The organism is Lysinibacillus irui, from assembly GCF_028877475.1.
In the GTDB taxonomy this organism is placed as follows: Bacteria; Bacillota; Bacilli; order Bacillales_A; family Planococcaceae; genus Lysinibacillus; species Lysinibacillus irui.
The window spans coordinates 2363083-2389059 of sequence record NZ_CP113527.1 but is presented as its reverse complement, the minus strand read 5'-3'; the positions used below and the strand labels follow the sequence as shown (position 1 = coordinate 2389059).

Annotated in this window: 36 protein-coding genes and 1 pseudogene; 19 read left to right on the top strand and 18 right to left on the bottom strand. The window is 34.8% G+C overall.

Annotated features, from left to right (window positions below; genetic code table 11):
• Window positions 1–92 precede the first annotated feature (92 nt).
• Both OU989_RS12030 and OU989_RS12025 read right to left on the bottom strand, forming a co-directional pair.
• Window positions 93–482 (bottom strand): hypothetical protein, encoded by a 390-nt coding sequence (locus OU989_RS12030; RefSeq protein WP_274793281.1) that lies wholly within the window; start codon window positions 480–482, stop codon window positions 93–95.
• A 133-nt stretch (window positions 483–615) separates the two neighbouring features.
• A complete protein-coding gene (locus OU989_RS12025; RefSeq protein ID WP_274793280.1) occupies window positions 616–1086 on the bottom strand; it encodes a hypothetical protein in 471 nt (156 codons plus the stop codon).
• A 244-nt stretch (window positions 1087–1330) separates the two neighbouring features.
• Here OU989_RS12025 and OU989_RS12020 point away from each other — a divergent pair, with 244 nt between their 5' ends.
• From OU989_RS12020 to OU989_RS12010, 3 genes are read left to right on the top strand one after another with little or no spacing between them, the layout of a single operon-like run.
• On the top strand, window positions 1331–1603 hold the full coding sequence (locus OU989_RS12020) for a YolD-like family protein (RefSeq protein ID WP_274793279.1): 273 nt from the start codon (window positions 1331–1333) through the stop codon (window positions 1601–1603).
• A gap of 16 nt (window positions 1604–1619) precedes the next feature.
• Window positions 1620–1958 (top strand): YolD-like family protein, encoded by a 339-nt coding sequence (locus OU989_RS12015; RefSeq protein WP_274797336.1) that lies wholly within the window; start codon window positions 1620–1622, stop codon window positions 1956–1958.
• On the top strand, window positions 1951–2301 hold the full coding sequence (locus OU989_RS12010; protein ID WP_274793278.1) for a YhjD family protein: 351 nt from the start codon (window positions 1951–1953) through the stop codon (window positions 2299–2301). Before OU989_RS12015 ends, OU989_RS12010 begins: the two co-directional genes overlap by 8 nt.
• Window positions 2302–2708: 407 nt before the next feature.
• Here the strand turns inward: OU989_RS12010 and OU989_RS12005 are convergent, their stop codons facing one another.
• The 3 genes from OU989_RS12005 to OU989_RS11995 form a co-directional block, all read right to left on the bottom strand.
• The gene (locus OU989_RS12005) at window positions 2709–3023 is read right to left on the bottom strand and encodes a hypothetical protein (protein WP_274793277.1); all 315 of its coding nucleotides are present in this window, start codon (window positions 3021–3023) and stop codon (window positions 2709–2711) included.
• A 137-nt stretch (window positions 3024–3160) separates the two neighbouring features.
• On the bottom strand, window positions 3161–3652 hold the full coding sequence (locus OU989_RS12000) for an HIT family protein (protein ID WP_274793276.1): 492 nt from the start codon (window positions 3650–3652) through the stop codon (window positions 3161–3163).
• A gap of 487 nt (window positions 3653–4139) precedes the next feature.
• Window positions 4140–4532: a hypothetical protein gene (locus tag OU989_RS11995; protein ID WP_274793275.1), complete on the bottom strand. Its 393-nt coding sequence runs from the start codon at window positions 4530–4532 to the stop codon at window positions 4140–4142.
• A gap of 349 nt (window positions 4533–4881) precedes the next feature.
• Between OU989_RS11995 and OU989_RS11990 the strand changes: the two genes are divergently transcribed.
• The 7 genes from OU989_RS11990 (at window position 4882) to OU989_RS11960 (ending at window position 11210) form a co-directional block, all read left to right on the top strand.
• Window positions 4882–5163 carry an ATP-dependent DNA ligase gene (locus OU989_RS11990; RefSeq protein ID WP_274793274.1) on the top strand — a complete coding sequence of 94 codons (282 nt, stop codon included), beginning with the start codon at window positions 4882–4884 and terminating at the stop codon, window positions 5161–5163.
• Between the two features lie 14 nt (window positions 5164–5177).
• A complete protein-coding gene (locus OU989_RS11985; protein WP_312506722.1) occupies window positions 5178–5711 on the top strand; it encodes an ATP-dependent DNA ligase in 534 nt (177 codons plus the stop codon).
• Between the two features lie 344 nt (window positions 5712–6055).
• The gene (locus OU989_RS11980; protein WP_004225136.1) at window positions 6056–6481 is read left to right on the top strand and encodes an acyl-CoA thioesterase; all 426 of its coding nucleotides are present in this window, start codon (window positions 6056–6058) and stop codon (window positions 6479–6481) included.
• Between the two features lie 11 nt (window positions 6482–6492).
• A complete protein-coding gene (locus tag OU989_RS11975; RefSeq protein ID WP_274793273.1) occupies window positions 6493–6867 on the top strand; it encodes a DUF423 domain-containing protein in 375 nt (124 codons plus the stop codon).
• Window positions 6868–7031: 164 nt separating this feature from the next.
• Window positions 7032–8363 carry an SPFH domain-containing protein gene (locus OU989_RS11970; protein ID WP_274793272.1) on the top strand — a complete coding sequence of 444 codons (1332 nt, stop codon included), beginning with the start codon at window positions 7032–7034 and terminating at the stop codon, window positions 8361–8363.
• 14 nt (window positions 8364–8377) lie between these two features.
• The gene (locus tag OU989_RS11965; protein ID WP_274793271.1) at window positions 8378–9481 is read left to right on the top strand and encodes a TFIIB-type zinc ribbon-containing protein; all 1104 of its coding nucleotides are present in this window, start codon (window positions 8378–8380) and stop codon (window positions 9479–9481) included.
• A gap of 523 nt (window positions 9482–10004) precedes the next feature.
• A complete protein-coding gene (locus OU989_RS11960) occupies window positions 10005–11210 on the top strand; it encodes an EAL domain-containing protein (RefSeq protein ID WP_312506716.1) in 1206 nt (401 codons plus the stop codon).
• Between the two features lie 87 nt (window positions 11211–11297).
• On the opposite strand, the gene OU989_RS23735 is transcribed toward OU989_RS11960, so the two are convergent.
• Window positions 11298–11570, bottom strand: a complete 273-nt coding sequence (locus OU989_RS23735; protein WP_396631757.1) for a tyrosine-type recombinase/integrase — start codon at window positions 11568–11570, stop codon at window positions 11298–11300.
• Window positions 11570–11752 carry a tyrosine-type recombinase/integrase gene (locus OU989_RS23730; protein ID WP_396631755.1) on the bottom strand — a complete coding sequence of 61 codons (183 nt, stop codon included), beginning with the start codon at window positions 11750–11752 and terminating at the stop codon, window positions 11570–11572. Before OU989_RS23730 ends, OU989_RS23735 begins: the two co-directional genes overlap by 1 nt.
• Here OU989_RS23730 and OU989_RS23645 point away from each other — a divergent pair.
• Together OU989_RS23645 and OU989_RS23725 are read left to right on the top strand one after the other, a co-directional pair.
• Complete coding sequence (locus OU989_RS23645; protein WP_312506715.1) at window positions 11714–11914, top strand: DUF1064 domain-containing protein; 201 nt, start codon at window positions 11714–11716, stop codon at window positions 11912–11914. The two genes, OU989_RS23730 and OU989_RS23645, sit on opposite strands and share 39 nt — an antisense overlap.
• Window positions 11915–11954: 40 nt before the next feature.
• Window positions 11955–12032, top strand: a complete 78-nt coding sequence (locus OU989_RS23725; RefSeq protein WP_396631756.1) for a DUF1064 domain-containing protein — start codon at window positions 11955–11957, stop codon at window positions 12030–12032.
• A 402-nt stretch (window positions 12033–12434) separates the two neighbouring features.
• Here the strand turns inward: OU989_RS23725 and OU989_RS11950 are convergent, their stop codons facing one another.
• From OU989_RS11950 to OU989_RS11925, 6 genes and pseudogenes are all read right to left on the bottom strand, one after another.
• Window positions 12435–12869 carry a hypothetical protein gene (locus tag OU989_RS11950; protein ID WP_274793269.1) on the bottom strand — a complete coding sequence of 145 codons (435 nt, stop codon included), beginning with the start codon at window positions 12867–12869 and terminating at the stop codon, window positions 12435–12437.
• A 75-nt stretch (window positions 12870–12944) separates the two neighbouring features.
• Window positions 12945–13362 (bottom strand): annotated as a pseudogene (locus OU989_RS23720) (DUF3888 domain-containing protein).
• 181 nt (window positions 13363–13543) lie between these two features.
• Complete coding sequence (locus tag OU989_RS11940) at window positions 13544–13744, bottom strand: hypothetical protein (protein WP_274793268.1); 201 nt, start codon at window positions 13742–13744, stop codon at window positions 13544–13546.
• Between the two features lie 455 nt (window positions 13745–14199).
• The gene (locus OU989_RS11935; RefSeq protein ID WP_274793266.1) at window positions 14200–14766 is read right to left on the bottom strand and encodes a hypothetical protein; all 567 of its coding nucleotides are present in this window, start codon (window positions 14764–14766) and stop codon (window positions 14200–14202) included.
• 271 nt (window positions 14767–15037) lie between these two features.
• Complete coding sequence (locus OU989_RS11930; protein WP_274793265.1) at window positions 15038–15580, bottom strand: ribonuclease FAU-1 family protein; 543 nt, start codon at window positions 15578–15580, stop codon at window positions 15038–15040.
• Between the two features lie 250 nt (window positions 15581–15830).
• Window positions 15831–16421, bottom strand: a complete 591-nt coding sequence (locus OU989_RS11925) for a hypothetical protein (RefSeq protein ID WP_274793264.1) — start codon at window positions 16419–16421, stop codon at window positions 15831–15833.
• 521 nt (window positions 16422–16942) lie between these two features.
• Between OU989_RS11925 and OU989_RS11920 the strand changes: the two genes are divergently transcribed.
• From OU989_RS11920 to OU989_RS11910, 3 genes are all read left to right on the top strand, one after another.
• A complete protein-coding gene (locus OU989_RS11920; RefSeq protein WP_274793263.1) occupies window positions 16943–17308 on the top strand; it encodes a hypothetical protein in 366 nt (121 codons plus the stop codon).
• Window positions 17309–17344: 36 nt separating this feature from the next.
• Window positions 17345–17521 (top strand): hypothetical protein, encoded by a 177-nt coding sequence (locus tag OU989_RS11915; protein ID WP_274793262.1) that lies wholly within the window; start codon window positions 17345–17347, stop codon window positions 17519–17521.
• A gap of 373 nt (window positions 17522–17894) precedes the next feature.
• Window positions 17895–18830 carry an EamA family transporter gene (locus OU989_RS11910; RefSeq protein WP_274797333.1) on the top strand — a complete coding sequence of 312 codons (936 nt, stop codon included), beginning with the start codon at window positions 17895–17897 and terminating at the stop codon, window positions 18828–18830.
• 257 nt (window positions 18831–19087) lie between these two features.
• Here the strand turns inward: OU989_RS11910 and OU989_RS11905 are convergent, their stop codons facing one another.
• Window positions 19088–19246, bottom strand: a complete 159-nt coding sequence (locus OU989_RS11905) for a hypothetical protein (protein ID WP_274793261.1) — start codon at window positions 19244–19246, stop codon at window positions 19088–19090.
• A 417-nt stretch (window positions 19247–19663) separates the two neighbouring features.
• On the opposite strand from OU989_RS11905, the gene OU989_RS11900 reads away from it, so the two are divergent.
• The 3 genes from OU989_RS11900 to OU989_RS11890 all read left to right on the top strand — a co-directional run bounded on the left by OU989_RS11900 (window position 19664) and on the right by OU989_RS11890 (window position 21903).
• Window positions 19664–20014 carry a PadR family transcriptional regulator gene (locus OU989_RS11900; protein WP_274793260.1) on the top strand — a complete coding sequence of 117 codons (351 nt, stop codon included), beginning with the start codon at window positions 19664–19666 and terminating at the stop codon, window positions 20012–20014.
• Complete coding sequence (locus OU989_RS11895; RefSeq protein ID WP_274793259.1) at window positions 20001–20999, top strand: hypothetical protein; 999 nt, start codon at window positions 20001–20003, stop codon at window positions 20997–20999. Before OU989_RS11900 ends, OU989_RS11895 begins: the two co-directional genes overlap by 14 nt.
• 511 nt (window positions 21000–21510) lie before the next feature.
• Window positions 21511–21903: a RidA family protein gene (locus OU989_RS11890; RefSeq protein ID WP_274793258.1), complete on the top strand. Its 393-nt coding sequence runs from the start codon at window positions 21511–21513 to the stop codon at window positions 21901–21903.
• A gap of 58 nt (window positions 21904–21961) precedes the next feature.
• On the opposite strand, the gene OU989_RS11885 is transcribed toward OU989_RS11890, so the two are convergent.
• The 3 genes from OU989_RS11885 to OU989_RS11875 all read right to left on the bottom strand — a co-directional run bounded on the left by OU989_RS11885 (window position 21962) and on the right by OU989_RS11875 (window position 24534).
• Complete coding sequence (locus OU989_RS11885) at window positions 21962–22207, bottom strand: hypothetical protein (RefSeq protein WP_274793257.1); 246 nt, start codon at window positions 22205–22207, stop codon at window positions 21962–21964.
• A gap of 239 nt (window positions 22208–22446) precedes the next feature.
• A complete protein-coding gene (locus OU989_RS11880; RefSeq protein WP_274793256.1) occupies window positions 22447–23487 on the bottom strand; it encodes a DUF418 domain-containing protein in 1041 nt (346 codons plus the stop codon).
• Between the two features lie 96 nt (window positions 23488–23583).
• The gene (locus OU989_RS11875) at window positions 23584–24534 is read right to left on the bottom strand and encodes a helix-turn-helix transcriptional regulator (protein WP_274793255.1); all 951 of its coding nucleotides are present in this window, start codon (window positions 24532–24534) and stop codon (window positions 23584–23586) included.
• A gap of 101 nt (window positions 24535–24635) precedes the next feature.
• Between OU989_RS11875 and OU989_RS11870 the strand changes: the two genes are divergently transcribed.
• A complete protein-coding gene (locus OU989_RS11870; RefSeq protein WP_274797332.1) occupies window positions 24636–25166 on the top strand; it encodes a dihydrofolate reductase family protein in 531 nt (176 codons plus the stop codon).
• Window positions 25167–25208: 42 nt separating this feature from the next.
• Here OU989_RS11870 and OU989_RS11865 read toward each other — a convergent pair whose 3' ends face one another.
• Window positions 25209–25961, bottom strand: a complete 753-nt coding sequence (locus tag OU989_RS11865) for a class I SAM-dependent methyltransferase (RefSeq protein ID WP_274793254.1) — start codon at window positions 25959–25961, stop codon at window positions 25209–25211.
• Window positions 25962–25977: the final 16 nt, after the last annotated feature.

The window sequence follows — 25977 nt, the reverse complement described above, 5'->3', positions numbered from 1 at the left end:
ACAGATTTTATTTTTTCATCTGTCTACCTAATAGGGAGCATATCATAAATGCCGTCTTGGTCTATATTTATTTTTATTCTTCTTCATTATTTTCAATTATCTGATCCGCCTGTAAAAGATAAGGAATCTGGATCCCTGATATACATTGCAATAAAAACACCATCTTTTTTATATTTAACTGCATGGTATGCAATTCCATCTATTTCTCCATCTCCTTCCTTTTCAATTTTCCACCCATTCTTCCTTATAATAAGTTTATAATCGATTGGTATTTTTCTACCAGAAACACTATCCCATGTTATTATATATGAACTTAATGTACCGACTTTGCTTTTAGATATTATCTCCACATCTTTTGGTACTGGAAAACCATATAAGAATTCTTCTTTTTCATATCTTGAGTCTATAATATTGGTATATATATAAAATGTTCCTACAGCTACTACTAAAGCAAGTGCAATGACTATTGCTATTTTTTTCACTTAAATCCCTCCTCAAATTTTATTATTACAACTATTTTCCTTTTTTAAGAGTCTTATTAAATGTATGTATACATAAATTACAATAAGGCCCAGGTGCTCAATTAATTTTGAGCCTGGGCTTTTTTTGTTTTACTTATTGAGCTTTTTTATCAAAGAATAAATTTAAATCTGTTTTGTCAGTATCTTCAGCTAAAGCTGCGTGTATATATTGGTTTAATTCCTTTATTTTTGCTTTTTCAAAAAATGGCACACTTATGTAATATGGTGTTCCTGATTTCTCTATGTTTAATATCGTTTGAATGCCACTACCAGCAATTCCGACACCAATAATTAGCCAAATTAAACCACCGAAAAAACTTTCGCCTATAGATGAAAGTCCAAGTAAAGCTAGAAATAATCCAATAATTATTGCTTTAAGATTATATTTTGAAGATAACATTGATCCAGAAATATTCTTCAGAGGTATACTTTGTTCATCTTTACCTGCTGGAATAAATCCTAGAATTGTGTTTGATAAATTGGTTTTTACAAATCTGTTATCAACTTCTACGGCTCCTTTCACCCAAAAAAATAATAGACTGGTTGAAAAACTTATTTTCTTCATGTGATAATTTCCCCTTTTATATATTATTTGTGTGGCTAAATATGACTATACCAAATTACCCAAAACATGTCAGTAAAAATTTTTATGAAAAATAGACCAATGTGATTAGTTATTTTATTAACTAAGTAAACCCAGGACTCATTTTATTTTGGTTTAATATTCATTCCACAAATTGATACTTGTCAAAATACAAACATATGTTCTATGGTGTATACAAACGAATGTTCTGTAAGGAGAGGTTAAAATGGCAAAAACAAAAACACCTACAAAGAAAAAGGAACCTAAGCACCCAGATCGTGATGAATTCGACTTAGAGGAAATCGCAAATGCGTTAACTGAAGCTATGGAAGAAAAACAAACCAAAGTCTTTAGTATCTATAAACATGATGAAACTCTAGAAGGTACAGTCACAAAAATGGATGTAAACACAAAACTAATCCATATTAAAGATAAGTACTACAACATTCATAAAGTACATTTCTTAGATATTTTAAGTATTTTTGATACTGAATATTAGTGGAGAGTGATTTGTGATGCTACATGATCGTGGGAATATGAAATGGACATCAATGATGCTACCAGAGCATTTGGTGGAGATTAAGAAGTGGAAAAAGGAACAGTATTTTGATAAAAAGCGTGAGTTGACTGAATGGGAGCTTGAAGAGATTGAGCAAACTATCCAGCGTGCTTTTAAGATGCGAAAACTAATCAAATTAACACTGTGGGACCATAACAAGCTACATGATGAAATAGGAAAAATAACAGGAACAGATTTGTGTAGGAAAGAACTACTTTTAGATGCTGATTTATCAATAAAGCGTATTAATTTTGATCAGATACAAAAAGCATCATTGGTAGATACAGATGATTAAGCCTGATGAACGTAGAAATGTACATGAATTTATCCTATTGGATATGGCAGTAAAGTCTTTACAGAATGACTACGATACACTAGGGAATCTGAAAATGGCTAAGGTCTATATTCAAATAGTTGATGACCTATTAAAAGTTATAAGGCCTGATTATTACAACAAAAAGCGCATGTTAGCGAAACAAAAAATAGAGGTAGTCAAGTGGATTCACATTGACCAATATTTTAGCGATGTTGTGGTGAAAAATCCTGGAGAAGATGTAGTACTTCGATACGCAAAACAAGCTCTAAAAACCCAAGTTGAAAATCTAATTTTTAACTATTTTAAAGGAGATAAGTCATAATACAAAACAAAACTTTCAATAAAGCTTAACCCCGTCTAAGTGAGGACGGGGTTTACACAAAAATAACAACAAATTCTTTTAACATTTAAGTTATATTCAACAATCGCGCCCGATTGTGGAAGAAATACTCTACAAAATAGTTTTTTTATCCTCATTGTCCTATTTTAAAACTGTCTCGGCTGGGGTAAATGCTTCCCATTGATTATATTTCGTTGTTATTGATGAAATAAACCAATACTCTTTAAATGGTTCTAAATTCTTCTCCACGAGTATAATCTTCTCCCCACCACCAAAGTCTCCATATGATGCCCATAAATCGTATTTAACGATGTACTGTATTTTTGATTCGCTGAGCTTTTCTACTTTAGTAAAACGAAAGTTACTAACCGAAGGGTTTGACTGACCTGTTATCCAGTGAGTTTGCTCGAATTTACTCTTGATTGCTTTCGAAGCGCAGGGGACAACATCGCATATTGAACAGCACCACTTCGATTATTTACACCTGATATCCACAATTCAACAGCTTCTTTTGGTTCGGTTACCATCAAACCAGTCATAAAAGACATTAACTGGCTTTCTAAAGGAGTGAGTTGTTTGCCTTCAGTATTCTTTTCCTCAAAGGAAGGAGGAGTATTGTTCGATTTTGCATTTACTGTTCCATAATACAAACCATAAATTAATATACTAAATAGAACCAAATGAAAAGGTTTACTTTTATTCACTTCCATCACCTTAAATTATATTTAGGTTTAGTATATCCAGTTCAATTACAACATTACCCATTCAAGTAAATGGCCCTTTTCATGGAAAAGCACAATTCTTGCTGCAGAATTGCGCCCGATTTCGGTATAAAAAAATTTCACCTATTGTTGATATTGCAATAGTTTTCACTTATCCATGAACGCAACTTATCTGCATAGAAAGGGCGTTCATCTGGTTCAGTGTAATAACCTTTGGTTAGGTATAGGTTATCGTTTTCATACCTTGGATAGACATGGAGATGATAATGCCACACATCTTGATTTCCAGCAGGTTCATTATGTTGTCGAGTAGAAACTCCATCACAACCATATGTATTTTTCATGGCAAACGCTGTCAATTGAGCAGCACGATGAATTTCAGCAGCTACTTCTGCTGGAAGCTCATATATATTCTCGAAGTGTTCGTTAGGAACAACGATAACATGCCCCATGTTATTAGGCCACCACTTGCTTGCGATAAACGCTGTTACATATTTATTCTGATAAATAATGTCTCTTTGTTTAGTTCCCTTATTTGGTTTTTCTTTACCTGATACTACCCGACAAAATGGGCATTCGTACGCTTCTGGTTTATGTGAATATAATTCCATATCTCGTTAGCACTCTCCTTAGTTTTGAAAACTCTGTTCCTTTTACTATCCTTTAAAACTTATAATAATCATCTCAAATATCCATTATTTCTACAATTAGTTATTCAGCAATATAGCTCTTAAACTGAATAAGACACATTTCTTATAAAAGAAGGTACTGCACCCGATTGTGGAAGATCATTTCATCTAAAATCCCAGTAATTGAAGTTGAGGATTGAGAACAATTTTACAACGTCTCTATATACAGGTTTTTATTCAGAACACACAACGTTTTCTACAAAAAGTTTTACTGGGGCTATCTTTATAAACCTTTGCATAAAAAGCTATATAAATGCTTATAGAAAAAGCCAAGAAACGTTAATTTCACAACATTCGCGGCCTTTTAATGTGTTTCCAAATCTTACGTTTGGGAACGTTTATTAAATTTATTTTGTATGCATAATAAATCCTTGTTTTACTATTGATTATGATAGCTGCTGCATTATTATTAAGAGTTTGAACTTAATGTAATAATTTCAGACTCAGCACCTTCAATTATAAGGTTTATTTTAGAAGAAGAAGGTGTTTTAGTTTCTTGTTCAACGGCATCTCCACTAAAATAATTCCCCTTATCATCTAACCTTATGTTACCTATGCCCCAACCTAAAAAATCGGGACTTTCTACAAAGAAATTATTTTCTTGGAGTTCATCTAGTTTTTCTCCCTTATACTGAACCCTTATACTTTGCCTCTCATTTCCCCAAAAATCATATGAAGTAATTAATTCTCCACTCCATTTATCTCCCTCTCCTTTAAAGACGGTACCACTTTTATCATTATTACAAGATGCTAACAATAACGAGAAACTCATAAATAAAGTCCCAATTAATATCTTTTTCAAATCAAAAACCACCTTTACTAATTTACCCAATATATATAAGTTCTACCAATAATAAATAAATCCTTCTACAACTATTCTGCGACGTTAGTTGAATAAAAAAGGCCCCAAAGCGTGTTTGGTAATCTTTCATAAAAGAATGTTATTCAATAATATGGCCCGTTTGTTGAATAAACACCATTTAAATTAAAAAGTCAAGGAAGAGTAGTAATATAGAGGCCATCGTGAAAATTTTAGATAAAGATAATTATCTCCCAGTGAACCAATCTAAATGATTACCACCAGTACCTTGATTTACATGTATTTTTGTCTTGTTTACCGTGAGATAATGGTATATGAGAGGGAATAGGTAATGTTATTTACTCCAATTAAACCAATGTTACTTCATATGGGTAATAATGATGAAATTAATGACAATCCGGAATGGATTTACGATATAAAATGGGATGGTTGGCGCATCCTTTTGCATAAAGAAGGAGATAGGCTTGAAGCTTTTACTCGACATGGTAACAATGTGACAGCTAAGTTTCCTGAACTTCAAATTCAGTCACATAAAGCAATCATTGATTGTGAGGGAGTAGTGTTAAGAAATGGTGTATCTGTGTTTGATGACTTCGCTTTCGGGGTCGACTAACAAACACAAACAAGATCGAACAGGCTACTTTATCGCATTCGGGAACTTTCATTACTTTTGATGTACTGGCAACTGATAAGACTCTTACAAATAAACTGTTAGTGGAACGCAAAGAAATCCTTTCATCAATGATTGAACCATCAAATAGTTTACTTGTCACACCATCAATTGTGGGCAACGGTAGCAGTATCTTTCAATTAACAAAGGATAGAGGTATGGAAGGTATCGTTGGAAAGCGAAGTAATTCCACATACAAAACAAATCACCGTTCACATGAATGGTTAAAATATAAACATTTCAAAATTGCGGATGTTGTGATTTTTGGGTACAAAGAGAATCCTTTTACGATGTTGGTGGGCAAACGATTAAATAACGGTAAGTATAAGCCACTCGCAAATGTAGAATTTGGATTCAAGCCAGAGGAAAAAACTGCATTCAGAGAAATAGCTAAACAAATCGTTACCAAAGTAGAACAAGATATGATGTGGTTGGAACCTAGACTGTGCTGCAAAGTACAGTATTTAGAGAAAATACATCAGGTTCTTTAAGATTGTATCGTTTAAAGGTTTCGATTTCGATAAAGTTCCAGAAGCTATAAACTAAAACCAGGTGCTCGAATGAGTACCTGGTGTTTTTTAGGGTTGTTTTGTAACTGCTCGTGCACGTTTATTTAATTATTCATAAAGTGGTACCCCACGGTACCCCAGATAGTACCCCACTTAAAAGTGTTTATATGAGTTTATATGGATTTAAAATTCATATTAGAAAAATTAATATTTATTTTAAATATCAAGAATAGCATCCCTCTATTTTTCTACGTTCCAATTTCCTTAGAGCAAAAACCCCACCAAATCAACACTTTTACGCTATAATGTAGGACGAGGTGAAGAAAATGTTTGTGAGTGAGAAACAGATTGAAATACGGTATGCAGAGACCGACCAAATGGGTGTGGTGTACCATGCAAACTACATCATTTGGATGGAGATTGGACGCACACAGCTTGTAAGTGATGCGGGCTTTGAGTATGCCGCTTTAGAAAAAGATGGCTATGTATCACCAGTAATGGATTTATCTATTTCGTATAAGGCAGCGATGCATTATGGACAGGTGGCAACTGTGCGCACTTGGGTGGAAAAGCATGACCGTTTACGTACAACCTATGGCTATGAAATTTTACATGAGGATGGCACGGTAGCAGCCACTGCTCAATCCGTACATATTCTAGCGCATAAGGATACATTGCGTCCGGTATCATTAAGTAAAATTGATCCTGCTTGGGATGCCAAATATAAAGAAATTGCTGTTGAGGCAAAATAGGAGAGCAACGAATGGAAATGTTTTTAGCGTTAGGCGCGATTTTAGCGTGTCTAGGTGTTGTTTTAGGTGCTTTTGGTGCACATGCACTGAAGGATAAATTTGCATCACCTCATTATGCTGCCATTTGGGAAACGGCTGTGCAATATCATATGTACCATGCTTTAGGGATTATTGGGCTAGGGATTCTATCTAATGAGTCTCTTTTAGGAAGTACTAGCCTGCTTTCTTGGGCTGGATATCTTATGTTTACAGGGATTATTTTCTTCTCTGGTAGCTTATATGTGCTAGCAGTGACAGGTGTGAAAAAACTTGGTGCGATTACACCTATTGGTGGGATGTTATTTATCGTAGCTTGGGTGCTTGTTGCGGTAGCAGCATTGGCTTAAAAGACGTAATGAAACGGGATAGTTCTTTATGATTCATATCATAGGAGCTTCTCGTTTTTTTACTCTTTCATACGATAAATGAAACAATTTGTCCGATAATGCGTATTACATAGTGTTTGTAGATGATAAAATAAGTTAAATATCAAGTTGAAGGTGGGAATTATATGGGTTTATTAAAAGCTGGGGTTGGCGCATTAACAGGTGTTTTAGAGGATCAATGGCGTGAATATTTTTATTGTGAGGCATTATCCGCAGATATCCTTGTAACAAAAGGAATGAAGCGTAATTCGAAACGTGGATCAAATAAAGGGAATGACAATATTATAAGCAATGGTTCGATTATTGCTATCAATGAAGGGCAGTGTATGATGATTGTAGAGCAGGGGAAAGTTGTAGAATTTTCTTCAGAAGCAGGGGAATATGTCTATGACACATCAACAGAACCTTCGATTATGTATGGCACAGACTTATCACAGGGAATAATGGAAACGTTCAAGCAGATAGGTAAGCGTTTCACATTTGGAGGAGAGCCTGCGAAAGATCAGCGAGTTTATTATTTTAATAAGAAAGAAATTGTTGGAAATAAATATGGAACCCCTGCACCGATTCCCTTCCGTGTGATTGATCGCAATATTGGCTTAGATATTGACATCGCAATTCGCTGTCATGGGGAATATTCGTATAAAATTATTGATCCATTATTATTCTATACAAATGTTTGTGGTAATGTGGAACGTGAATTTACACGAGATACGATTGATAGCCAGTTAAAATCAGAATTAATGACGGCATTACAGCCAGCCTTTGCGCAAATCTCTGCAAGTGGTGTTCGTTATAGTGAAATACCGGCTCATACTGTTGCGTTAGCAGAGGCACTCAATAAAGTGTTATCTGAAAAATGGCTTGCCACACGTGGCTTAGCTGTTGTGTCATTTGGGATTAGTACACTGAAAGCTTCTGAAGAAGATGAAGCTATGATTAAACAACTTCAGCGTAATGCTGTAATGCGAGATCCAGGAATGACGGCTGCTCATTTAACAGGGGCACAGGCAGATGCGATGATTGCGGCTGCTAACAATGATGGGGGAGCTATGGCAGGATTTATGGGCATGAACATGGCTACACAGGCTGGTGGCGTTAATGCTAGTCAACTCTATCAAATGAATGAACAAAATAAGCAAGCCCAAATGGCTCAAGCTGCTATGCAAGAACAGACAGCGAAAGCACCTAGTGCATGGACATGTGCATGCGGTCATGAAAATACAGGGAAGTTCTGTTCAGAATGTGGTGCAGCAAAACCAGCTGATGAGGGTTGGACATGTACGTGTGGAGCGGTCAATAAAGGGAAATTCTGTAGTGAATGTGGGATGAAAAAACCAGCAGGTGCTTTACTTTATGCTTGTGATAAATGTGGTTGGACACCAGAAGATCCTTCAAATCCACCGAAGTTCTGTCCGGAATGTGGAGATGTTTTTGATGAGAATGATGTCAAGTAAGGAGATGATGGCCTATGTCAATGCAAGAGGTTGAAAATGCCAAACAAGTGAAGCTTGACTTTGATGCTGAATGTCCGTCCTGTAGTGCATCGATCGAGTTTAATCCTGCAACAGGAAAGCTAACTTGTCCTTATTGTGGCTTTGAAACGGAAATTGCTACGCCGGAGCAAGAAGAGGAAAAAGTTGCCCAGGAAATGGACTTCTTAAAAGCAGAGGAACGTGGGAATTTTAATTGGGGCGTGGAGAAAAAAACAGTCATTTGTAAAGCGTGTGCAGCCGAAACGATTTACGATGCCTTGCAGGTAGCTGACAGTTGCCCTTACTGTGGTTCCAATCAGGTTATGGAGGCTACTGCTGATAATACGTTAGCACCAAATGGTGTATGTGCTTTTGAAGTAACGGATAAGCAAGCAGGGGAACATTTTCAAAAATGGATCAAAGGCAGATGGTTTACACCGAAAGCTGCTAAAATTAGCGCAAAGCCTGATGCCTTTAAAGGGGTTTATCTTCCTTATTGGACATTCGACTCCAAAACAAGCTCTAGATATTCTGCAAGATATGGACGACATCGAACAGTTACTGATAAAGATGGGAAAACTCATACTGAAACAGATTGGTATTCGACTAGTGGCTTTTATCAGGAATTTATCGACGACCACTTAGTAAGTGCAACAACACGTTACGATCGTGATATGATGCGAAAAATTGAACCATTTAATCTTTTAAATAATAAGGCTTATAAACCAGAATATGTAGCTGGATTTTTGTCAGAGCGTTATAGTGTTGGCTTGCAGGATGGGTGGAATCAAGCTAAAAGTGAAATTCATGATCATCTTCACGCGCAAATTTCCTCCAAAATTCGTTGGGAAAATAATGCGGATGTTGTATCAAATCTGCGTTTTTCCACCAACCATGATGATATTACATACAAATATCTAATGTTACCGATTTGGCTGTCTTCTTTTCGTTATAAGGAAAAGGTTTATCGTTTTATGGTCAATGGACAAACTGGGCGAGTAGGTGGAGATGCCCCTATTTCACCACTTCGTGTAACGATAGCTGTTATCATATCATTAATGGTGATAGCAATGATTTGGTATTTCTTTATGTCGGAATAATGACTAGCAGCACTCCTTTTTGGAATGCTGCTTTTTTCATCGATCCATCTTTGCAAAATTGATGACATTTGCCAAAAACCATTAAATACGATAGGGACTCAGCCGCAAAATCAACATAAAATTGACTTAAAATACTAGGTGTATGACTGAATTATGTGGAATGAACGGGCTATTCCCCTGCATTGTCATGGCCGTTTTATTAGTATGTCGCATAAATTATAGTGAGAGAGCAGCCTTGAAACAATGACATGTAGGTTTGTGTGAGAGCATAGAAATGATAGAGTAAAAATACAGCCTCCTATGTCTAAAAGTCATAAGAAATGGTGAAAATCGAACAATGGCTACAACTAAGCCAATCTAAAAAATTTAGGTTAGATTGGCCAAAAATTATGATAGGTGAAGTTGCGAATTTACTTTAAACCACTTATTATACAGACAGAGAGCATTTTTTTAGATATTAATGGTATGTGTAATGTTATTTTTGAATAACTATAAAAAGTTATTCATAATGGAGGTTTCGATGATGGACGCAATTGAAGTGTTAACAAATTTAGATCAAATACATGGGTATTATCAGCCGATATTTAGCGCAGATGCGCATACGGTGATTGCCTACGAAATTTCCGGACATCTACAAATTGAAGGGCAACAAATTAATTTAATGGACTTCGTTAATAATGAAGATATTCCAGAAGAATATCGAATTGATATGGAGCATAAAATTTTACATGCAGCCTTAGCCAAAATTGATGAAATTGCATCAGATATTGATATTTACATTCCAAGTAATCCTAATTTATTGATGCAAGATTTTGGTGAAAGTCATTTTAATATAATCCAGCAATATATAGGAGAAGAAGATTTACATCGAATCGTTATTGTTGTATCAGAGCATCGTTTTATGGGGGATATAAACAAATTACACCATGCCCTTCGTTATTTTACGACGTTCGGCGTGAAAATTGCTGTGCAAGAAGTAGGAGCGGAAAGTCATTTAGAGCACATTGCGTTATTGGCGCCACATATTTTAAAGGTCAATACACGTGATTTAAATTATGATTCCTGGTCAGCACAATCGGACATGATTTCTGCCATTGGCAGCCTTGCTTATAAAATAGGGGCCAATCTTTTATTTGAAGATATTGAAACAGTGTATCAGCTACAATTTGCTTGGAAAAATGGAGGTCGCTACTATCAAGGGCCATATTTAGCAAATCCTTCAATGACCTTTGTCGATAAAGACATGTTAAAGGAACGCTTTAAAAAAGAATGCCAGCAATTTATTACGTCCGAAAAGAAAATGCTAGAGGCGCAATTTTTGCAGCTAAAAAAATTAAGGGATGAACTAGAGGCGATTGTTCACCGTGTCAAACCAACGAGTGACAATGTCTCGCATTTAGAGTATTTAGCTGAACTCCTGGATAACTACTCCTTTAGGCTATATATTTGTAATGAAGATGGATTCCAGTTAACGCCTAACGTTATGAGAATTGACGGCAATTGGGAATTGCAGCCACGAGCAATTAATAAAAATTGGAGTTGGCGACCGTACTTCCTACAAACGATCATTAAAATGCGCAATGATCAAAGTGGAGAGATCTCAGAATTATATCGTGATATTGAAACAGGAGAAATTACGAGAACATTTTCAATCGCCATCAACGAACATGAATATTTGTTTGTTGACCTTTCTTATGATTATCTTTATGAGCACAGTATTTTCAGATAAGCTTACAAATCCTAATATATCAATGGTTGTGGGGTATAACTTATGATTGTACCCCACTTTGTACACCAAATTTGATGTTTAAATGATTTATTTGATTTTAATCAAAGATGAAAGTACTTGAGTTGCCTTTAATTCCTCATCAGCGAGGGAATGAGCATATACCCTCATCACCATTTCAGGAGTATCCCCAATGATTTTTGCAACTGTAGTTACAGCGGTTCCCTCTGCAATAATAATACTTACAAATGTATGGCGAAGTATATGGGACGAGAAACGCTCAAAATTATGCTTCTTTTTTAAAGCGTTAAACATTTTAGATATATAATTACTGCTAATTGGTTCTAAATTGGCAGTAATAATTACATAATCATTGATCTGACCCCATATTCATCACGTGTTTTTGTTATAGATATGATGTTTTGCATAAAATCTATATCTTTCCACGTAAGGCCAGCCAATTCACCTTTACGCATCCCTGTAGTTGCTAGTGTAAGCAAAATAACATGAGTAAAGCAAAATACGGGAACAAGAAAGTTATACACGACGGAGTTATATTCGATTCAGCGATAGAAGCAAAATATTATGTTCACTTGAAGCACTTACAAGCACAAGGTATTGTGACATCCTTTGAATTACAGCCAAGGTTTGTGTTACTGCCGAAGTTCGAAAAGAACGGAAAGAAATATCGCGATATTTGGTTATAACGCTGATTTCACAGTTCATTATGTTGATGGTCATACAGAAGTGGGTGACATAAAGGGAATGGTTACACAGCAATTCGAATTGAGGAAGAAGTTGTTCGAATACCGTTTTCCTCACTAATTAAAGCTTCTGACGTATTCAATGATTGATGGTGGTTGGGGGATAACACATGATGAACTTAAAAAGGCTAGGAAAGCAGGACCTGAAAGAGAAGCAATTAATGGGTAGGTGATATTGAATGGCAAGGAAAGAAGTAGAGTTGATACATCTTATTCACTGTCGAGGTTCATGAATCAGTTAAAGTTGATTTCACAATAAATCAGATTGGAACCTTCATAGCTATGTGGAATCAAGGATATCCAATTAACGAGATTGCTCAGAAACTTAACGCAAGTAAAGTGAGTGTGGCTTTGATTGCTATGGACCTTGAAATGGGCTGGAAGGATTGGGCCAAGGGCTGGTGGGTTGTTAGGGAAGAGGAAAGTGGTTAGTTGAAAGAAAATGTGCAAAAAAAATTTTGAGCTACTTAGTGAATTTAGATAACTTCTCAACTTCTTCAGGAGAAATATTTTTAACTTTATATGAAATGACTGCCTTATTTGAAAACACTTTATATTTTTCTGCAGATTCACCAGGCGGTATACGAAAAGTGATGTTAATTAGTTTAAATGGTTGATCGTGGGCACCTTCAAAGGAAATAACCCTTAAACTAACATCATAGTAGTCGTTTTGTCTATTTTGTTCAATTTTTTCAATTCTTGCATAATCGAATAATTGATTATCACCATATGAAGACATTGTTTCAAGAATTGGTAAACCTAATTCACGTAGAAAGGCTAACTCAATCACACTTGGGGGTTGGTTTTTAGGGAAATACTGTATATCTGATCTAGCAAAAGTAGAATTTATCCCTAGGGAACTTATTAAAAATAACGAAATGATTATTATTTTTCTCATAGAAAAAATTCCTTTCAGTATTTGTTCAACAATGAAAAATACAAAATTCTATAAAAGGTTAAAAATTTTAATGAATTATTCTGGTGGATATTTATAAGTCTTAAGGTGAGTGTGATTTATCAATTTAACCTCAGGACCAACAGTTATTTCATAGGTCATTCTATCTTTTCCTAATGAAATATTATGTCCGCCATCTGTAGGCTCAATTTCAAATGTAATTTGCAGATCAAAGCCTCGGAAATGATTTCTTTTTGTTTCAATTAATTCAATTTTCCAAGGAGTAACAAAGGGTGAAACAAATCCTTTAAAATCTTCGGATAATAATAGCTTCTCAAATCCTTTTCAATATAAGGAGTAAGAATGAGCATGAGCATATCCTGTAATCTAAGGTCGTTAGAATCATGAGTAGGTCCATAAAACCCTAATCCTGTACTTGGTAGGAAAAATAAAGCAAGAGTAATTAATATTATAAAAGCAGATAAGCCTTTTTCATTTATAAAATAATACACCTCTTTTAAATATTGTATAAATTTATTATTAACCATCCATTTAAAAGTATGTAGTTAAAAGAGAAGGTAAAAAATACTTGAGATAATTCAACAGTAGTTTACTGCACAATATGAGTAAAGAAATTATAAAGGGTCACTAGTTTGGAGTGACCCTAAACAGATATTTTATTTAAATTTTTTTGGGTTATCAACTTTGATTGAAGCAACCTCTCCACAGTTTTTACAAAAAGTCATAAGAAGTGATGAACCAAAAGTCATTACTGATCCGATTGGTCTTATATTACCCTGGCTACTACTACCACCAACTTGACCGGTTGTAAAGGAATCACTACCACAAGCCTTACAAACCAATTTATCACTTTCCATAATATCACCTCAATATGTAATTTGTGTAAATTATAACATAGAAAAAGCTGCAGCGTTTGCACACGCTACAGCTCGAATTGGTTTATGCCCTTTGAATAATGGCTTAGTCATTAGCATTATAACATAACTTAGGAGGGCAATCCTATGTTAAAAGGGCAAATAACAGTTACGTAAGAGAATTTGTTACAGTGGATTGAGAATTATCGGTGGATGGTAAAAAACAATCGAGGAAGCAAGGTAACAAGTAGTGAAGGAAAATAACAATAGTTACATTGGGGCGAAAACCGCTATGTATGGGATTGAGGCAACTCTACAAAAGGCAAGTGGTGGGACAAGCGATCCAGTGTATACACTATCAGATCCAGTGTATACACTATCATAGGAATAAATTTCAATATTAAGCTAGTTCAACAACGAACACAATCATGTTGCTATTTTACCTAAATTTATCTTTCTTAATCATAAGTGTTCCTTGTAAGATTGAGCTTTGGCATATAAGTACTTCCGCCTGCTACCATTTCTTTTGTTTCAACATCATAAATTGCATAATTACCTCTAAATTCTTTTTCTGTGTCTTTAAAGGAATAAAAAAAATAAACTTGTCTATCAGGACTAACGGTCTGATGATAGTTAATATCTATATAAGGGTAGGTACTAAGAATATTTCCATCAAAAGTTATATAATTTAATCTTTCTACCTCATTGAACAATAATTTTTTTCTAACATTTACAGATGCATCAGGCATTTCTTTAAAAAGAACAGTATCCAAATGCCATTGTTGTTGCTTTGGCTTCTGCTTATATCTTTGATAAACCTCCTGATGTATAGGATACTTTAGGTTCCTTAATGCCTGGTAAAATTCATCTACAGTTTCATTAACAACTTTTTCCTTATTTGCAGGATATAAATATTCATTATTATCTGAAGGATTAGTTTGAGAATGAACAGGACTTCCTAATAATATAGAAAAACTGAACAAAAATATAATCACAAACGAACTAATTAAGAATGGATTTTTCATTTAAATTACTCCTTTTTAGAAGTAACGTACCCTAAATGTTCTTTAACTATCCTGCTCCGTTAGTTTAAGTGAGAAACTTCCCCATCTTACTCTATATTTCAACAGTAATATCGAATTTTATTGAAAATGTTCTTCCACAATCTGGCCTTTTGATGAAGAAAGACGCATTCCTTAATAAAGAAATGCAAACCCGATTGTTGAACATCCTTTTTTAACTACCCCTAAAGTAAAACTCAAACTTTCATTTGGTAATGACATATTAAAGCATGATTTATTCACGAATCTTACCTAGTAAATAGTCTCGATGCTTAAAACTTAAATCATAGTATTTAAAAGTATCTTCGTGTATTTGTTTCAACACTTGATTAAAAACTCGATAGGCAAAATCGTATTGTGATTTTGTAATCCAATTATTGTGTAGAGCCTCTTCTAATTCATCTTTATCTTTTTCAATGATTTCTCCAGTTGGTAATACAACAATATCTAAAAATAAGTCCATCATATAGGGTTCTCCATTCTCAACGCCATTTCCATATGTGATATCTATGTACCACTGAATAATTTCTCTATTTTCATTAAACATTGATGTAATAGCGAAATTTTCATTGAGTGGTAGTTGTTGTAACCATAAGTAATTGTTATCAACAATACAAACCTTTTTAATTAAATATTCAGTTATTAACGGCTCTTTTACTTCATTCATTTTTATAAGAGCAATAAATCCATTAAAATCTTTGTCATTTCTCTGCTCTATAGAATAGTCGCGTTGTATAATTCTAGTCCAATCATTTCTATGTAAAAAACGCTTTTTCAAAAGGTAATCGCTCCTCAATTAATATTATTGGTAAATTATAACATTAATTGAGTTTAAAATATATATAACATATCCGTAGAGTTTTGTACCATTGCATAGAATAATATTATTCAACAATCTGGCCCGATTGTTGAATAAGTGTAAAGATAATCAAGTTGTTTACTTTTTAAACGCATAATAGTTCAATAAAGCCTATTACTCAACTTTTATACATCCGACTTACTCGTTTTGGACTTAATGATACATTAAACTAATCCTCCCAATAAAAAATAGCATCCATGACTAAATACTCTCTAGGTTCACGATAAATTGTCGGTATTTTTGTTTGAAAAGACAAAGGTTGATTCATTTTTTCAGCTTCTAATAGTTCATAATCAAACTCTTTTAAGGCTTGTTTCAATTTTTCTGCAATTGTTTGGAATTTCTCGCTCAAATCTAATAAATTTGGACTAGCAAGCAAAGAACCATATGCCCCACCAACTACTTCATTCGTTTCGATACGAATTGTTTTATATCTGTAATCTTCGCCCATGATTGCTACAGGTGCTAAACGACAAATATCAATAATAATCCCATCTTTCTTTATCTCTCGATGACCGTACTTCTCTTCAACGACTATAAAATCCTCTTTTCGATAACAAAAAAATTCAACAAAGGAGGCGTATCCACTGCCAAAATGACTCCACTCTGCTTCACATACTAAATTAGGAATACGGTTTATTCGATGAAATAACCGTCGGATATGGGCTTCAATTTCTAGTTCATTATTTGTATTATAGGGGAACTTGTTCCCGACGATCTTTCCTACAATTAAGCCTTGTAATTGTTCGTTAGAAAACATGCATAAAACACCTCTCATTTGATTATGCCCGATTTACAACGAAAGGGCACATTTCATACTCTGAAATACGCCCTTTAATGGAATATAAACTTTATTTTGTGGCTTTTAAGTGTGTTTACAAACTTGCATTTGGAAACGTTATTAAGCTTATTTATGTATACTTTATAATTCCTTGTTTTATTAAAGCACCCGTTAACCATTCACGAAGGGCAAAATTAGCACGTCACCACAGAAAATGAAAGATGGATAAGTTCTTTCATGGGAACTTAATTTCGTTATTTGCGAGTTTAAGGTGTTTCTGGTCAAATATAGCAATATTTGCAAGTAGGGTCGCTACATTTTGTTTCAGATTCCACAATAATAATCTAAAAAGTAAGTGGTGTACCTTTGGAAGAAGTTAAGTTAACGAGATATAAGTGGAATCAATAGTTGTTACAGGTGAATTTATTGTTGGATATTTATGTTAAAATTAATTTTGAAGATTTTGAAGGTACTTAAACTATTGATGAGGGGGGATAAAAATGAATATTTATTGGTTAGGTGCAGGGCTTTTTCCTCTTGACTGGGAATTTTGTTTTTTTACAGTTTCAGAATACAAGGAGAAAATAATTGAGAAAAGAGAGAGCAACCCTGAATATTTTGATATGAAAACAGGTGGAGTGGACAAATTGTTTGCCCTTATAGATCAACGTGTGACGTTTGCTTTAAATAACTTTAGGGAGGAATTGAAAGGATATAGTGATGAGTTAAGATGTCCTGCCATGATTACACCAATTCCTAGAGGGGATAATAGTAATGGTGCAGATTTTATCATAATTTTAAAACGTGATGAAGATGGAGATACAGCAGTTTACTCTCCTTATCCTATTTCATATTTAGAAAATTAAGAGGGCATGGAAAGGTTGAAGGTAAGAGGTGGTAAAATGAAGTTCCATTTGTTAGAAGAGGATAGTCTTAGCCATGAATATCCAAATAGTTCTGATTATTGGGATGAAAACAGGGTTATTTCAAACACGAAAGCAGAAATCGATGGACTTATTATGTTGATTTTAATGCAAGTTTACAGCACCACTTCCTACTGGATAACAAGTTTCTCCTAACCTATTTATATGCTCCAACTTATCGTTAAAGCCAACTTTATATAATGTATACAAGTCATTCATTTTGAGTGGCTTTTTATTTTTGTCTTTATTTTCCAAGCGCTAAGAAGAGTGCAGGGAACTAAACTGCTGAATTCTTATCTATGGTAAAAAAGACTAATTTTTTAGTTCAACGAAATTTTTTAGCTAGGCTCTGCATACTCCACGATAAATGAGAAGGATTAGTATTTTTGTGACAATTTAAATGAAAAAAAAGATTGTAAAATAACAATTCGTGATTTATATTGGAGATTATGATTTTTTTTCTAAATCTCAAAATCATAAACAAAATTCATTTTATATAAAAATTATAGGAGGGAAGTGAGTGATGAAGATGTATATTTATCCCCTATTAGTAGTGATTGCAGCAAGCAGTTTTGGTATCGTTTCAACGATTATAAAGCTGGCAATGCGTAGTGGTTTTACTGTCTCTGAGGCAGTAACAAGTCAGTTTTTTATTGGCTTTTGTATAGCAGTATGTATCTTCTTAGTTACAAACAGATCAAAATTGAGCTTTAAAGGTGTTAAAACCCTTATATATGCAGGGATTTTAACAGGGCTAACGAATATTTTATATGGTCATTCTTTGAACTTTTTGCCAGCATCATTGGCAGTAGTTTTACTATTTCAATTTACATGGATTGGTATGTTGATTTCTAGTATAACAAAACGACAACTTCCAAGTAGAATTGAATTCGTATCTTTAATCATATTGGTAGTAGGAACAATACCAGCTGCTGGTATAATTGATGTTGATTTATCCCAAATACCTTTCCAGGGGTGGTTATGGGGGTTAGCAGCAGCACTTTGTTATTCCTTATTTTTGTATGTTAACGGGAAAGCAACTGAAAGTATGACAACCTCTAACCGCTTAGTATTTGTTTCATTCTTTGCATTCATGATTACTGCCGTTTTCCAGTCTCCAGAAATTATTTGGAATGGTACTTTGTTTAACGAGGGACTGTGGATTTATGGATTGGCATTAGGGTTATTCGGCATGATTATACCGGTTTTCCTGTTCACAATTGCAGTGCCTAAAGTAGGATTAGGTATGTCATCAATATTGAGTGCTGTTGAATTGCCAATCGCGGTCATGGTATCCGTTATCTTATTAAGCGAAACGGTTACAACTTTGCAAATAGTAGGTATCATCACTATTGTTATCGGTATAAGTTTACCAACAATTCTAGATAAAGATAGATTGTTAAGAATCGGTAAAGCAAAATACAGAAAATCAAGCAAAGAAGTAGCAAAAGAATCTTCTATTTAAAGATTTACACGTGTTGGCAACCCCGTTATACAAGTACAGTTGTCACATTAAATGTACATTGAATCGGACAAGACAAGGTTTAGATAACAAAGATAATAAAAAACTCGTATTTTGATGAAAGATTGATCAAAATACGAGTTTTCTTATTTTATTAATAACAAATAGCTATGAGGGAAGTAAAGGATCTATCGCAATTTACCTTACCTAGCATACATTCATCAATGTGAAAATGATCCCCTAAATATCAAATTAAATGTCTACTTTTCTCTTTTTTCAATTGATTTTAATAATGTTAAACCAGCAACACTTATAAGCGTAATGCTATACATAATCGTCTTATTGGCTTTTCCCCAAGTAACTACCATTGTTGTAAGAATTAGCACTAGTAATATGAAGTAAGGTAAGTAAATTCGCAATTTATAAAACCCCTTTTTTCTTTAGTCTCTGAAAAAAGCGAAATTAACTAGATTCAATTTTTCATAAGCTAGGCGTTTGGAAAGCAATGTCTCTTGCAGTATTAATGATACTTAATGAAGTATGAAAGTGTGTATCCATATAAGTAGTTTAAATTTTCGGGAACGCTCAATATCCCCTGTGAAAAGACCAAGGTACTTAAATTATGGATTAGCACTTGACCGTAGTGTGATTAATGACAAGCAATATTTATTTAGCAGTCCAGGTACTCAATTAAATTTGGAGCCTGGTTTTTTAATTTTTAAATTATTTTTTTAATAGTATCTAATTTCGATTGTTATTGTAACCATAATAGTGTAAGATGCATACTATAAGTCATACAGTGTATGTCGTACAGTATATAAAATTGAGGTGGGTGAATGAGCACTTTATTGAATTCATTAACGACAGAACTTAGGAGGGGGACGCTGACATTAGCGGTATTAAGTCAATTACGAACACCACAATATGGATATTCACTTGTTCAATTATTGGAGAATTCGGGCATTACCATCGATCAAAGCACCTTATATCCATTGCTTCGCCGTTTAGAAAAACAGGAGTTAGTAACGAGTAATTGGGATACATCTGAAAGTAGACCGCGTAAGTACTATGTATTAAGTGAATATGGTTTAGACATTTTTTTGCAATTAAAACGAGAATGGATTAACAATTCAAAAGAACTATATGAGTTATTAAAAGGGGATGATGATAACGATGAATCTGATTGATATTTATATTCAAGAGGTCACTCGGAGGTTGCCCGAAAAAAATCGGGAGGACATCGCACTAGAGTTACGGTCAACTATTGGGGATATGTTGCCTGATGATTACAGCAAGGATGATGTAAAGGGGGTTCTTGAAAAGTTAGGAAATCCAGCAGCATTAGCAAGTGGTTATCGAGATCAGCCAATGCATTTAATTGGCCCACGCTATTTTGATGTATATCTATCATTATTAAAAATGATTTTACCAATTGCTGCTGTGATTGCGGTTATTTCGATGTTTGCTGAATACTTTATTGGTTTTGATGAAGGAGAAGCGATCATTAATGTTGTCCTCACTAGTATTGGTGAAGGAATTTGGAGTATCATCGAAGTAGGAATCCACGTCTTTTTTTGGCTAACAGTCGTTTTTGCCATTATCGAACGAACAGATAAAGGAAAAGATCCGCAACCATTGTCAGCGAGTTTAAAAAAATGGACCCCTGATGATTTGAATAACATCACGTATATTCCTAAGAAAAAAGCCATTACAAAGCTTGAAGTGTTTGGTTATTTAATGTGGACAGCGTTTTGGGCAACCCTTTATTTTTATGCAAACCATCTTCTAGGTGTATATGAAGGTGGGGGAAATGGACTTAAATTCGTAATTCCAGCTTTTAATCAGGATATTTTACTTCATTATTGGCCAATTGTTATCGTTGTCATTGCTCTTGAAATTGGGTTAGCTCTCTACAAATTGCTAAAAGGACAATGGACGAAAAAAATGGCCATCTTTAATACTATTGTTGAGCTTTTCGCAACCGTTGTTTTCATTGTTTTATTAAGCAATCCGAATTTAATGAACGAAGAATTTATCTCGTACATGAGTCATTTATTTACCACATCAACGAAGCAATTTGAAATATGGATAGTTGGCGGGGTAATCATTATATTTGTTGTATATGCGGCAATCAGTATATTCGATGGCTTCCGTAAGGCTAGAATCCGTTAATTCAATTTTATTTTGAAAGATTGAAGTATAGTTGATCTTTTTCTATAAACGTTAGATTGTTCAGAAAATGTTCAGAATACTATGTTATTCTATAAATGAACACGCATATTAACAAAAAACTAGGTACCTCCTATAAGAGGTACCTAGTTTTTTTAGCTTACAGGGTCACTTGGGATGGAGTAACCCTAGTAACAATTTCGGAGGTGTAAGGCTAATTTAGCTTTACACTATTATATATATGATGTATTCGTTATGGTTAAATAGTTAATTGCCTGAGAAATAATGAAAAATATCTTATAAATATTTGCGCAATTTTATTGAATATTAAGGATAGAAATGGTAAGTTGAAAATAACTTTAGGTAAAAGGAGGAGAATTCACATGAAAAAAAGATCAATTCGTTTTTTACGCATGGGTATTGGATTCTCTACTGCTGTTTTTTTCTAAAATTGATCAACAAGGGTGAAGTCTGCCCTTTTTTAGAAAAATAATAACCTAAAGGAGATCTAACTATGAAATCAAAACTAACTCGTAAAAATCCTATGCAAGTGCCAAGTCCTGTTGGAAAGTATAGTCATGTAACCATTATTCCTAAAGATGCAACGATGTATGCATTTTCTGGTCAGATAGGGGTTGGACAAGACGATCAATTGCCACAGACATTGCATGAGCAAATTGCCAATACGCTAAAAAATATTGAAATGATTTTAACAGCGGAGGGAATGGATGCCACGCATGTAGTGAAAGTAAATATTTGGGCGACAGAGGAGATAGATTGGGATTATTTCTATCAACAATGGGAAGCGATGTTTAATGATTCCTATCCCTCTATGACTATAGCCTACGTATCGGCACTAGGATTACCGGCCATTAAAATAGAAATTGAAATTTGGGCAGCTAAATAACATGAAAAATCGACAATATCCAATTGGGTATTGTCGATTTTTGGTATGAGTTTTAATATTAACGCAACATTCTTTTTAATTGCTTCATTTCATAATTTAATTCGTCAATTTGCTTTTGTAGTTTGTCAATGTCATCACGATTACTCTCATTTTCTTTCAATTCATCCTCTAAAGCAAGGCCAGCTGCAATGGTTGCTAGTGCATCACCAAGTGTTGTAATAGCTCCTGCAATCACGGCCAGCTTAGCTGCCTGACTCACAGAATCACTTGCCTCACTATTTCGATAGCCCTTGTTATTTTTCATACAATCCTCCCTACAAAAAAGGGTTTTATTTGCATAGTATGCAATGGGTATGTGGCAGGTGAAGCATAATGCTTGCTGCATATAATAAAAAAGGTCACTTATGTTGCGATAAGTGACCAAATAATATGGGGATGTGTTTCTTGCTGAAGATATGAGCAAAGATGGAAAGCGAGTAGGGTACATTACCAATATATGACGTTTAACGCCATGCTGATAGGTATTTATCATTGACTAAAAAATTAATCGATGTTTTTTCTTTGTCGTAGAGGAGGGACTGTCCAATAGGTACCCATTCGCCAGAGCCATTCCATTGGCCCGAAGCGGAAAAAGTGTAACCATCCTTTACTAAAGAGCAATTGGAAAACATAAATCCCTAGACAAATCCATAATGATTCGATGAAACGAAGCTGACCAATTAGATCGAATGCATGCCCAATGACCAGAATAAGTGCTGTTTGCCCTAAATAATTAGTTAAAGCCATCCGACCATAGGCTTTTAACGGTGATAATAGGCGCTGGAATAGAGGGCTCTGTAGTAATAGGATGATTGCTCCCATATAAAATGCTGACACTATTGGACTAATCTGTAGACCTATTAATGTAAATTGCTCTACATTTATGATATGTTCTTCTAATTGATCCTTGGACAATTGGTCGAAGTTGACGTTGGCTTCAGGCACATACTGCCATTGATAAAACCAACTAGCAATACTGATACAGAACATTACAATAGTTGCAAGCATCAATTTATTACGATGAATCGAAATATTTTCAAATAAACGATATTGACCAGCTGCTAGACCTAGTAGAATAAGTGGAAATGGCATCGCAATTTTTATGCCAAAATAAGCTGTAAGGGCCAATAGCAATAAACCGATAATTACATTGATTTCTTTACGCATTTTATAAAAAGGTAGGGCTATAAAACCAAAAATGGCATAAATGGTTAGTGCTTCACCAGGTTGAAAATAGAAATGGACAAGCCCCATAAGTAATAAAATGAAAAGTCTGCGGCTAAATAAGGCATAAGCTTTCTCGTTTCTAGCCATAGCACGTGAAATAAAAAGGTAGAATCCTACTCCAAATAAAAAGGAAAAAATAATGAAAAATTTACCTTCTATAAAAAGTGTTAAAAAGCGATTATAGGCAATATCGCTTGCTAGTGTAGGTGGTTCAATCCACATTAATGAGGGGATATTCACTAAAATAATACCGAGTAAGGCGAACCCTCTTAAATAATCTAACGTATCAATACGTGTGTTGTTGTCGGTTGGTTGCAACAGTCATCTCCTCCTTCATGATCAATTATAAGGAAGGTCACTAAAAAGTAATAACGATGAACGTTACGTGAATCTGACAAAATTGTCACTTGAAATTTAGATGTCGCGTTGTTCTGGATAAATCGCTAATAGGTCATGCGCCTGTTTTCGTATAAGTTGGATTAGTTCTTGTGGTTCTTTTACAATGGCGTGCTGGCCAAGACGGAAGAAAAGGGAGCTAATAAAATGAAGCTCTCCTTTATCGATCATCATCTCAATAAACCCCGTCCCATCACTTGAACGAACAACTGCCTTTTCAAGGTTCGGCTCACTTAAACATTGGCGCACACCCTCTCTAGTTAATTCCACATATAAACGAATAGGCTGTTGAGGCTCATAGTCACTCTCTAGCCATTGCTGCAAATTAATGGTAGAATCAGGGTTCTTATCGCTGACTTCTATGGAATGAATACGGTCTACTCGAAATAAGAGAATTTTTTCAAATGGTGCATGAAGGGCAGGCATATACCATAAGCCATCATGAGCATACACACCAATAGGCTGGACATGCTTTGTCGTGATTCCAGATTTTGATTCATATTGGATATGTAATTGTTCCTGGTTGATTATTGCTTCTAACACGTCTGTTAATAGTGGTGTTGCGATTGTTCGCTTAGGGTTCCAAAAGGCAATATAGGATTGAAGCGTATCTACCTTTTTTTTCGCTTCTTGCTGCAAGGAGTCATACAGCTTTTGAGATACAGATTTCATTTCCGTATTAAAAGGTAGATCCCGGTAATAATGAAGAGATTGAAAAGCGAAAAATATGGCTACCGCTTCTTCCTCTGTAAATAGAATAGGAGGAAGAAGCGTGCTCGAAAGTACTGTGTAGCCACCGTTTCTCCCTTGTTCCGCGTAAATAGGCAGGCCCATATCACTTAAATCTAACAGATAACGATGCACGGTTCGCACAGAAATATTAAAATCATCTGCAATTTCCTGCGCCGTAAATTTCTTTTTAGCACTGATATATAGCAAAATATCAATTAAACGTTTAGCTTTGGACATATTTTTTCACCTTTTGATTTAATCATGCCAGTAGTTGTCATGTTTTATAGTTAGTATAGACGTTGTACAAGTGATTATCAAAAAGAAGAGGAGTTGACATGATGTCACGAGAAATAGTGGTATTTATCGCAGCGAGTTTAGATGGCTTTATAGCTAAGGAAAATGATGATTTACAGTGGCTAGAAGAAACAGAGGGAGAAGGAGATAACGGCTATTCGGATATGTATCAAACCATTGATACCGTCATTATGGGCAAACGAACATATGATTACATCGTAGAGCATATCGAGCCTTTTCCATATACAGACAAGAAATGCTATGTGTTTACTACAACTCAAACGGAGAAAAATGAGCACGTTGAATTTGTCCATGAGGATGTTGTAACTTTTACTAAACAGTTAAAAGCACAACAAGGCGCAAAAATCTGGATGGTTGGTGGAGCCTCTATACTAGATGCCTTTTTACAGGAACAGTTAATTGATGAATGGATTGTTACGATTACACCACATTTGCTGGGATCGGGTATCCCACTGTTTAAATATCCACGTCCTTTTGAAGAGTTAAAACTACTCGAAACTAAACGATATGGTCAAATGGTGCAATTGCATTATCAGGTAAGGGAAGAGGCTTAAGGTAGCCTCTTTTTTTCATGGTTTTTGCAAAAATCAAAGACTTTATAATAAACGAGCATGGACAACCATGGAAGGACTTAGTGCATGAAATTCACTTCTTTGCCAGGAACCGTAAAGATGTTTCAACTCAAAACCGTTTTGCTGTAATAGTCTAGTCATTTCCATAGGATATGTGTAGCGCAGTAATATGGCATCTTCGAAAGTTTGTTGCCCTTGTTGATGAACAGCACGGCACGTTAATATTTGCGTGACAGGATTATATTCTTCACGATGGAACGTCTTTCTATTTTCACCGTTGCTAGTGATTGTTTGTTCTTTGTATTCATCAATGGCGGATAACTCATTTAAAATGGCATTTCTCGTATCAAAAAGAAATTCACCCCCTGGTTGTAAATGCTTCTTCACAGATTGCAATAAAGCATTTTGACTTTCATTTGTTAAAAAGTGCTGAAATGAATTGCCTGTCATATAAATAAAATTAGTCGTTATAGGTAATTGTAGTTGTGTACAATCTTGTAAGCTAAATTGGATTTGCACACCTCGTTTACTGGCTTTTTCGATCGCATGCTGGATCATTCCTTCATGTAGATCTACCCCAAAGACAGGAATACCCCGTGCAGCTAATGGAATAGCTATACGTCCTGTCCCGCATGCTAATTCGATAATGGGCTCTTTTTTCGTACCTATATAGTCCTGAATATAATGAAGATCGTCTTGATAATTAGCATAGAGATTATCATATTCGGTTGGGTCATTATATTTTTGTAAATTGTGCTCGAATTCATGGTAGAACATTTTTATCCTCCTATTT

Coding starts and splice junctions, on each gene's coding strand:
- OU989_RS12025 (WP_274793280.1), bottom strand. CDS start 1,086: ATGAAGAAAATAAGTTTTTCAACCAGTCTATTATTTTTTTGGGTGAAA.
- OU989_RS12020 (WP_274793279.1), top strand. CDS start 1,331: ATGGCAAAAACAAAAACACCTACAAAGAAAAAGGAACCTAAGCACCCA.
- OU989_RS12015 (WP_274797336.1), top strand. CDS start 1,620: ATGCTACATGATCGTGGGAATATGAAATGGACATCAATGATGCTACCA.
- OU989_RS12010 (WP_274793278.1), top strand. CDS start 1,951: ATGATTAAGCCTGATGAACGTAGAAATGTACATGAATTTATCCTATTG.
- OU989_RS12000 (WP_274793276.1), bottom strand. CDS start 3,652: ATGGAATTATATTCACATAAACCAGAAGCGTACGAATGCCCATTTTGT.
- OU989_RS11990 (WP_274793274.1), top strand. CDS start 4,882: ATGTTATTTACTCCAATTAAACCAATGTTACTTCATATGGGTAATAAT.
- OU989_RS11980 (WP_004225136.1), top strand. CDS start 6,056: ATGTTTGTGAGTGAGAAACAGATTGAAATACGGTATGCAGAGACCGAC.
- OU989_RS11975 (WP_274793273.1), top strand. CDS start 6,493: ATGGAAATGTTTTTAGCGTTAGGCGCGATTTTAGCGTGTCTAGGTGTT.
- OU989_RS11970 (WP_274793272.1), top strand. CDS start 7,032: ATGGGTTTATTAAAAGCTGGGGTTGGCGCATTAACAGGTGTTTTAGAG.
- OU989_RS11965 (WP_274793271.1), top strand. CDS start 8,378: ATGTCAATGCAAGAGGTTGAAAATGCCAAACAAGTGAAGCTTGACTTT.
- OU989_RS11960 (WP_312506716.1), top strand. CDS start 10,005: ATGGACGCAATTGAAGTGTTAACAAATTTAGATCAAATACATGGGTAT.
- OU989_RS23645 (WP_312506715.1), top strand. CDS start 11,714: ATGAGTAAAGCAAAATACGGGAACAAGAAAGTTATACACGACGGAGTT.
- OU989_RS11950 (WP_274793269.1), bottom strand. CDS start 12,869: ATGAGAAAAATAATAATCATTTCGTTATTTTTAATAAGTTCCCTAGGG.
- OU989_RS11940 (WP_274793268.1), bottom strand. CDS start 13,744: ATGGAAAGTGATAAATTGGTTTGTAAGGCTTGTGGTAGTGATTCCTTT.
- OU989_RS11935 (WP_274793266.1), bottom strand. CDS start 14,766: ATGAAAAATCCATTCTTAATTAGTTCGTTTGTGATTATATTTTTGTTC.
- OU989_RS11925 (WP_274793264.1), bottom strand. CDS start 16,421: ATGTTTTCTAACGAACAATTACAAGGCTTAATTGTAGGAAAGATCGTC.
- OU989_RS11920 (WP_274793263.1), top strand. CDS start 16,943: ATGAATATTTATTGGTTAGGTGCAGGGCTTTTTCCTCTTGACTGGGAA.
- OU989_RS11915 (WP_274793262.1), top strand. CDS start 17,345: ATGAAGTTCCATTTGTTAGAAGAGGATAGTCTTAGCCATGAATATCCA.
- OU989_RS11910 (WP_274797333.1), top strand. CDS start 17,895: ATGTATATTTATCCCCTATTAGTAGTGATTGCAGCAAGCAGTTTTGGT.
- OU989_RS11900 (WP_274793260.1), top strand. CDS start 19,664: ATGAGCACTTTATTGAATTCATTAACGACAGAACTTAGGAGGGGGACG.
- OU989_RS11895 (WP_274793259.1), top strand. CDS start 20,001: ATGAATCTGATTGATATTTATATTCAAGAGGTCACTCGGAGGTTGCCC.
- OU989_RS11890 (WP_274793258.1), top strand. CDS start 21,511: ATGAAATCAAAACTAACTCGTAAAAATCCTATGCAAGTGCCAAGTCCT.
- OU989_RS11885 (WP_274793257.1), bottom strand. CDS start 22,207: ATGAAAAATAACAAGGGCTATCGAAATAGTGAGGCAAGTGATTCTGTG.
- OU989_RS11875 (WP_274793255.1), bottom strand. CDS start 24,534: ATGTCCAAAGCTAAACGTTTAATTGATATTTTGCTATATATCAGTGCT.
- OU989_RS11870 (WP_274797332.1), top strand. CDS start 24,636: ATGTCACGAGAAATAGTGGTATTTATCGCAGCGAGTTTAGATGGCTTT.
- OU989_RS11865 (WP_274793254.1), bottom strand. CDS start 25,961: ATGTTCTACCATGAATTCGAGCACAATTTACAAAAATATAATGACCCA.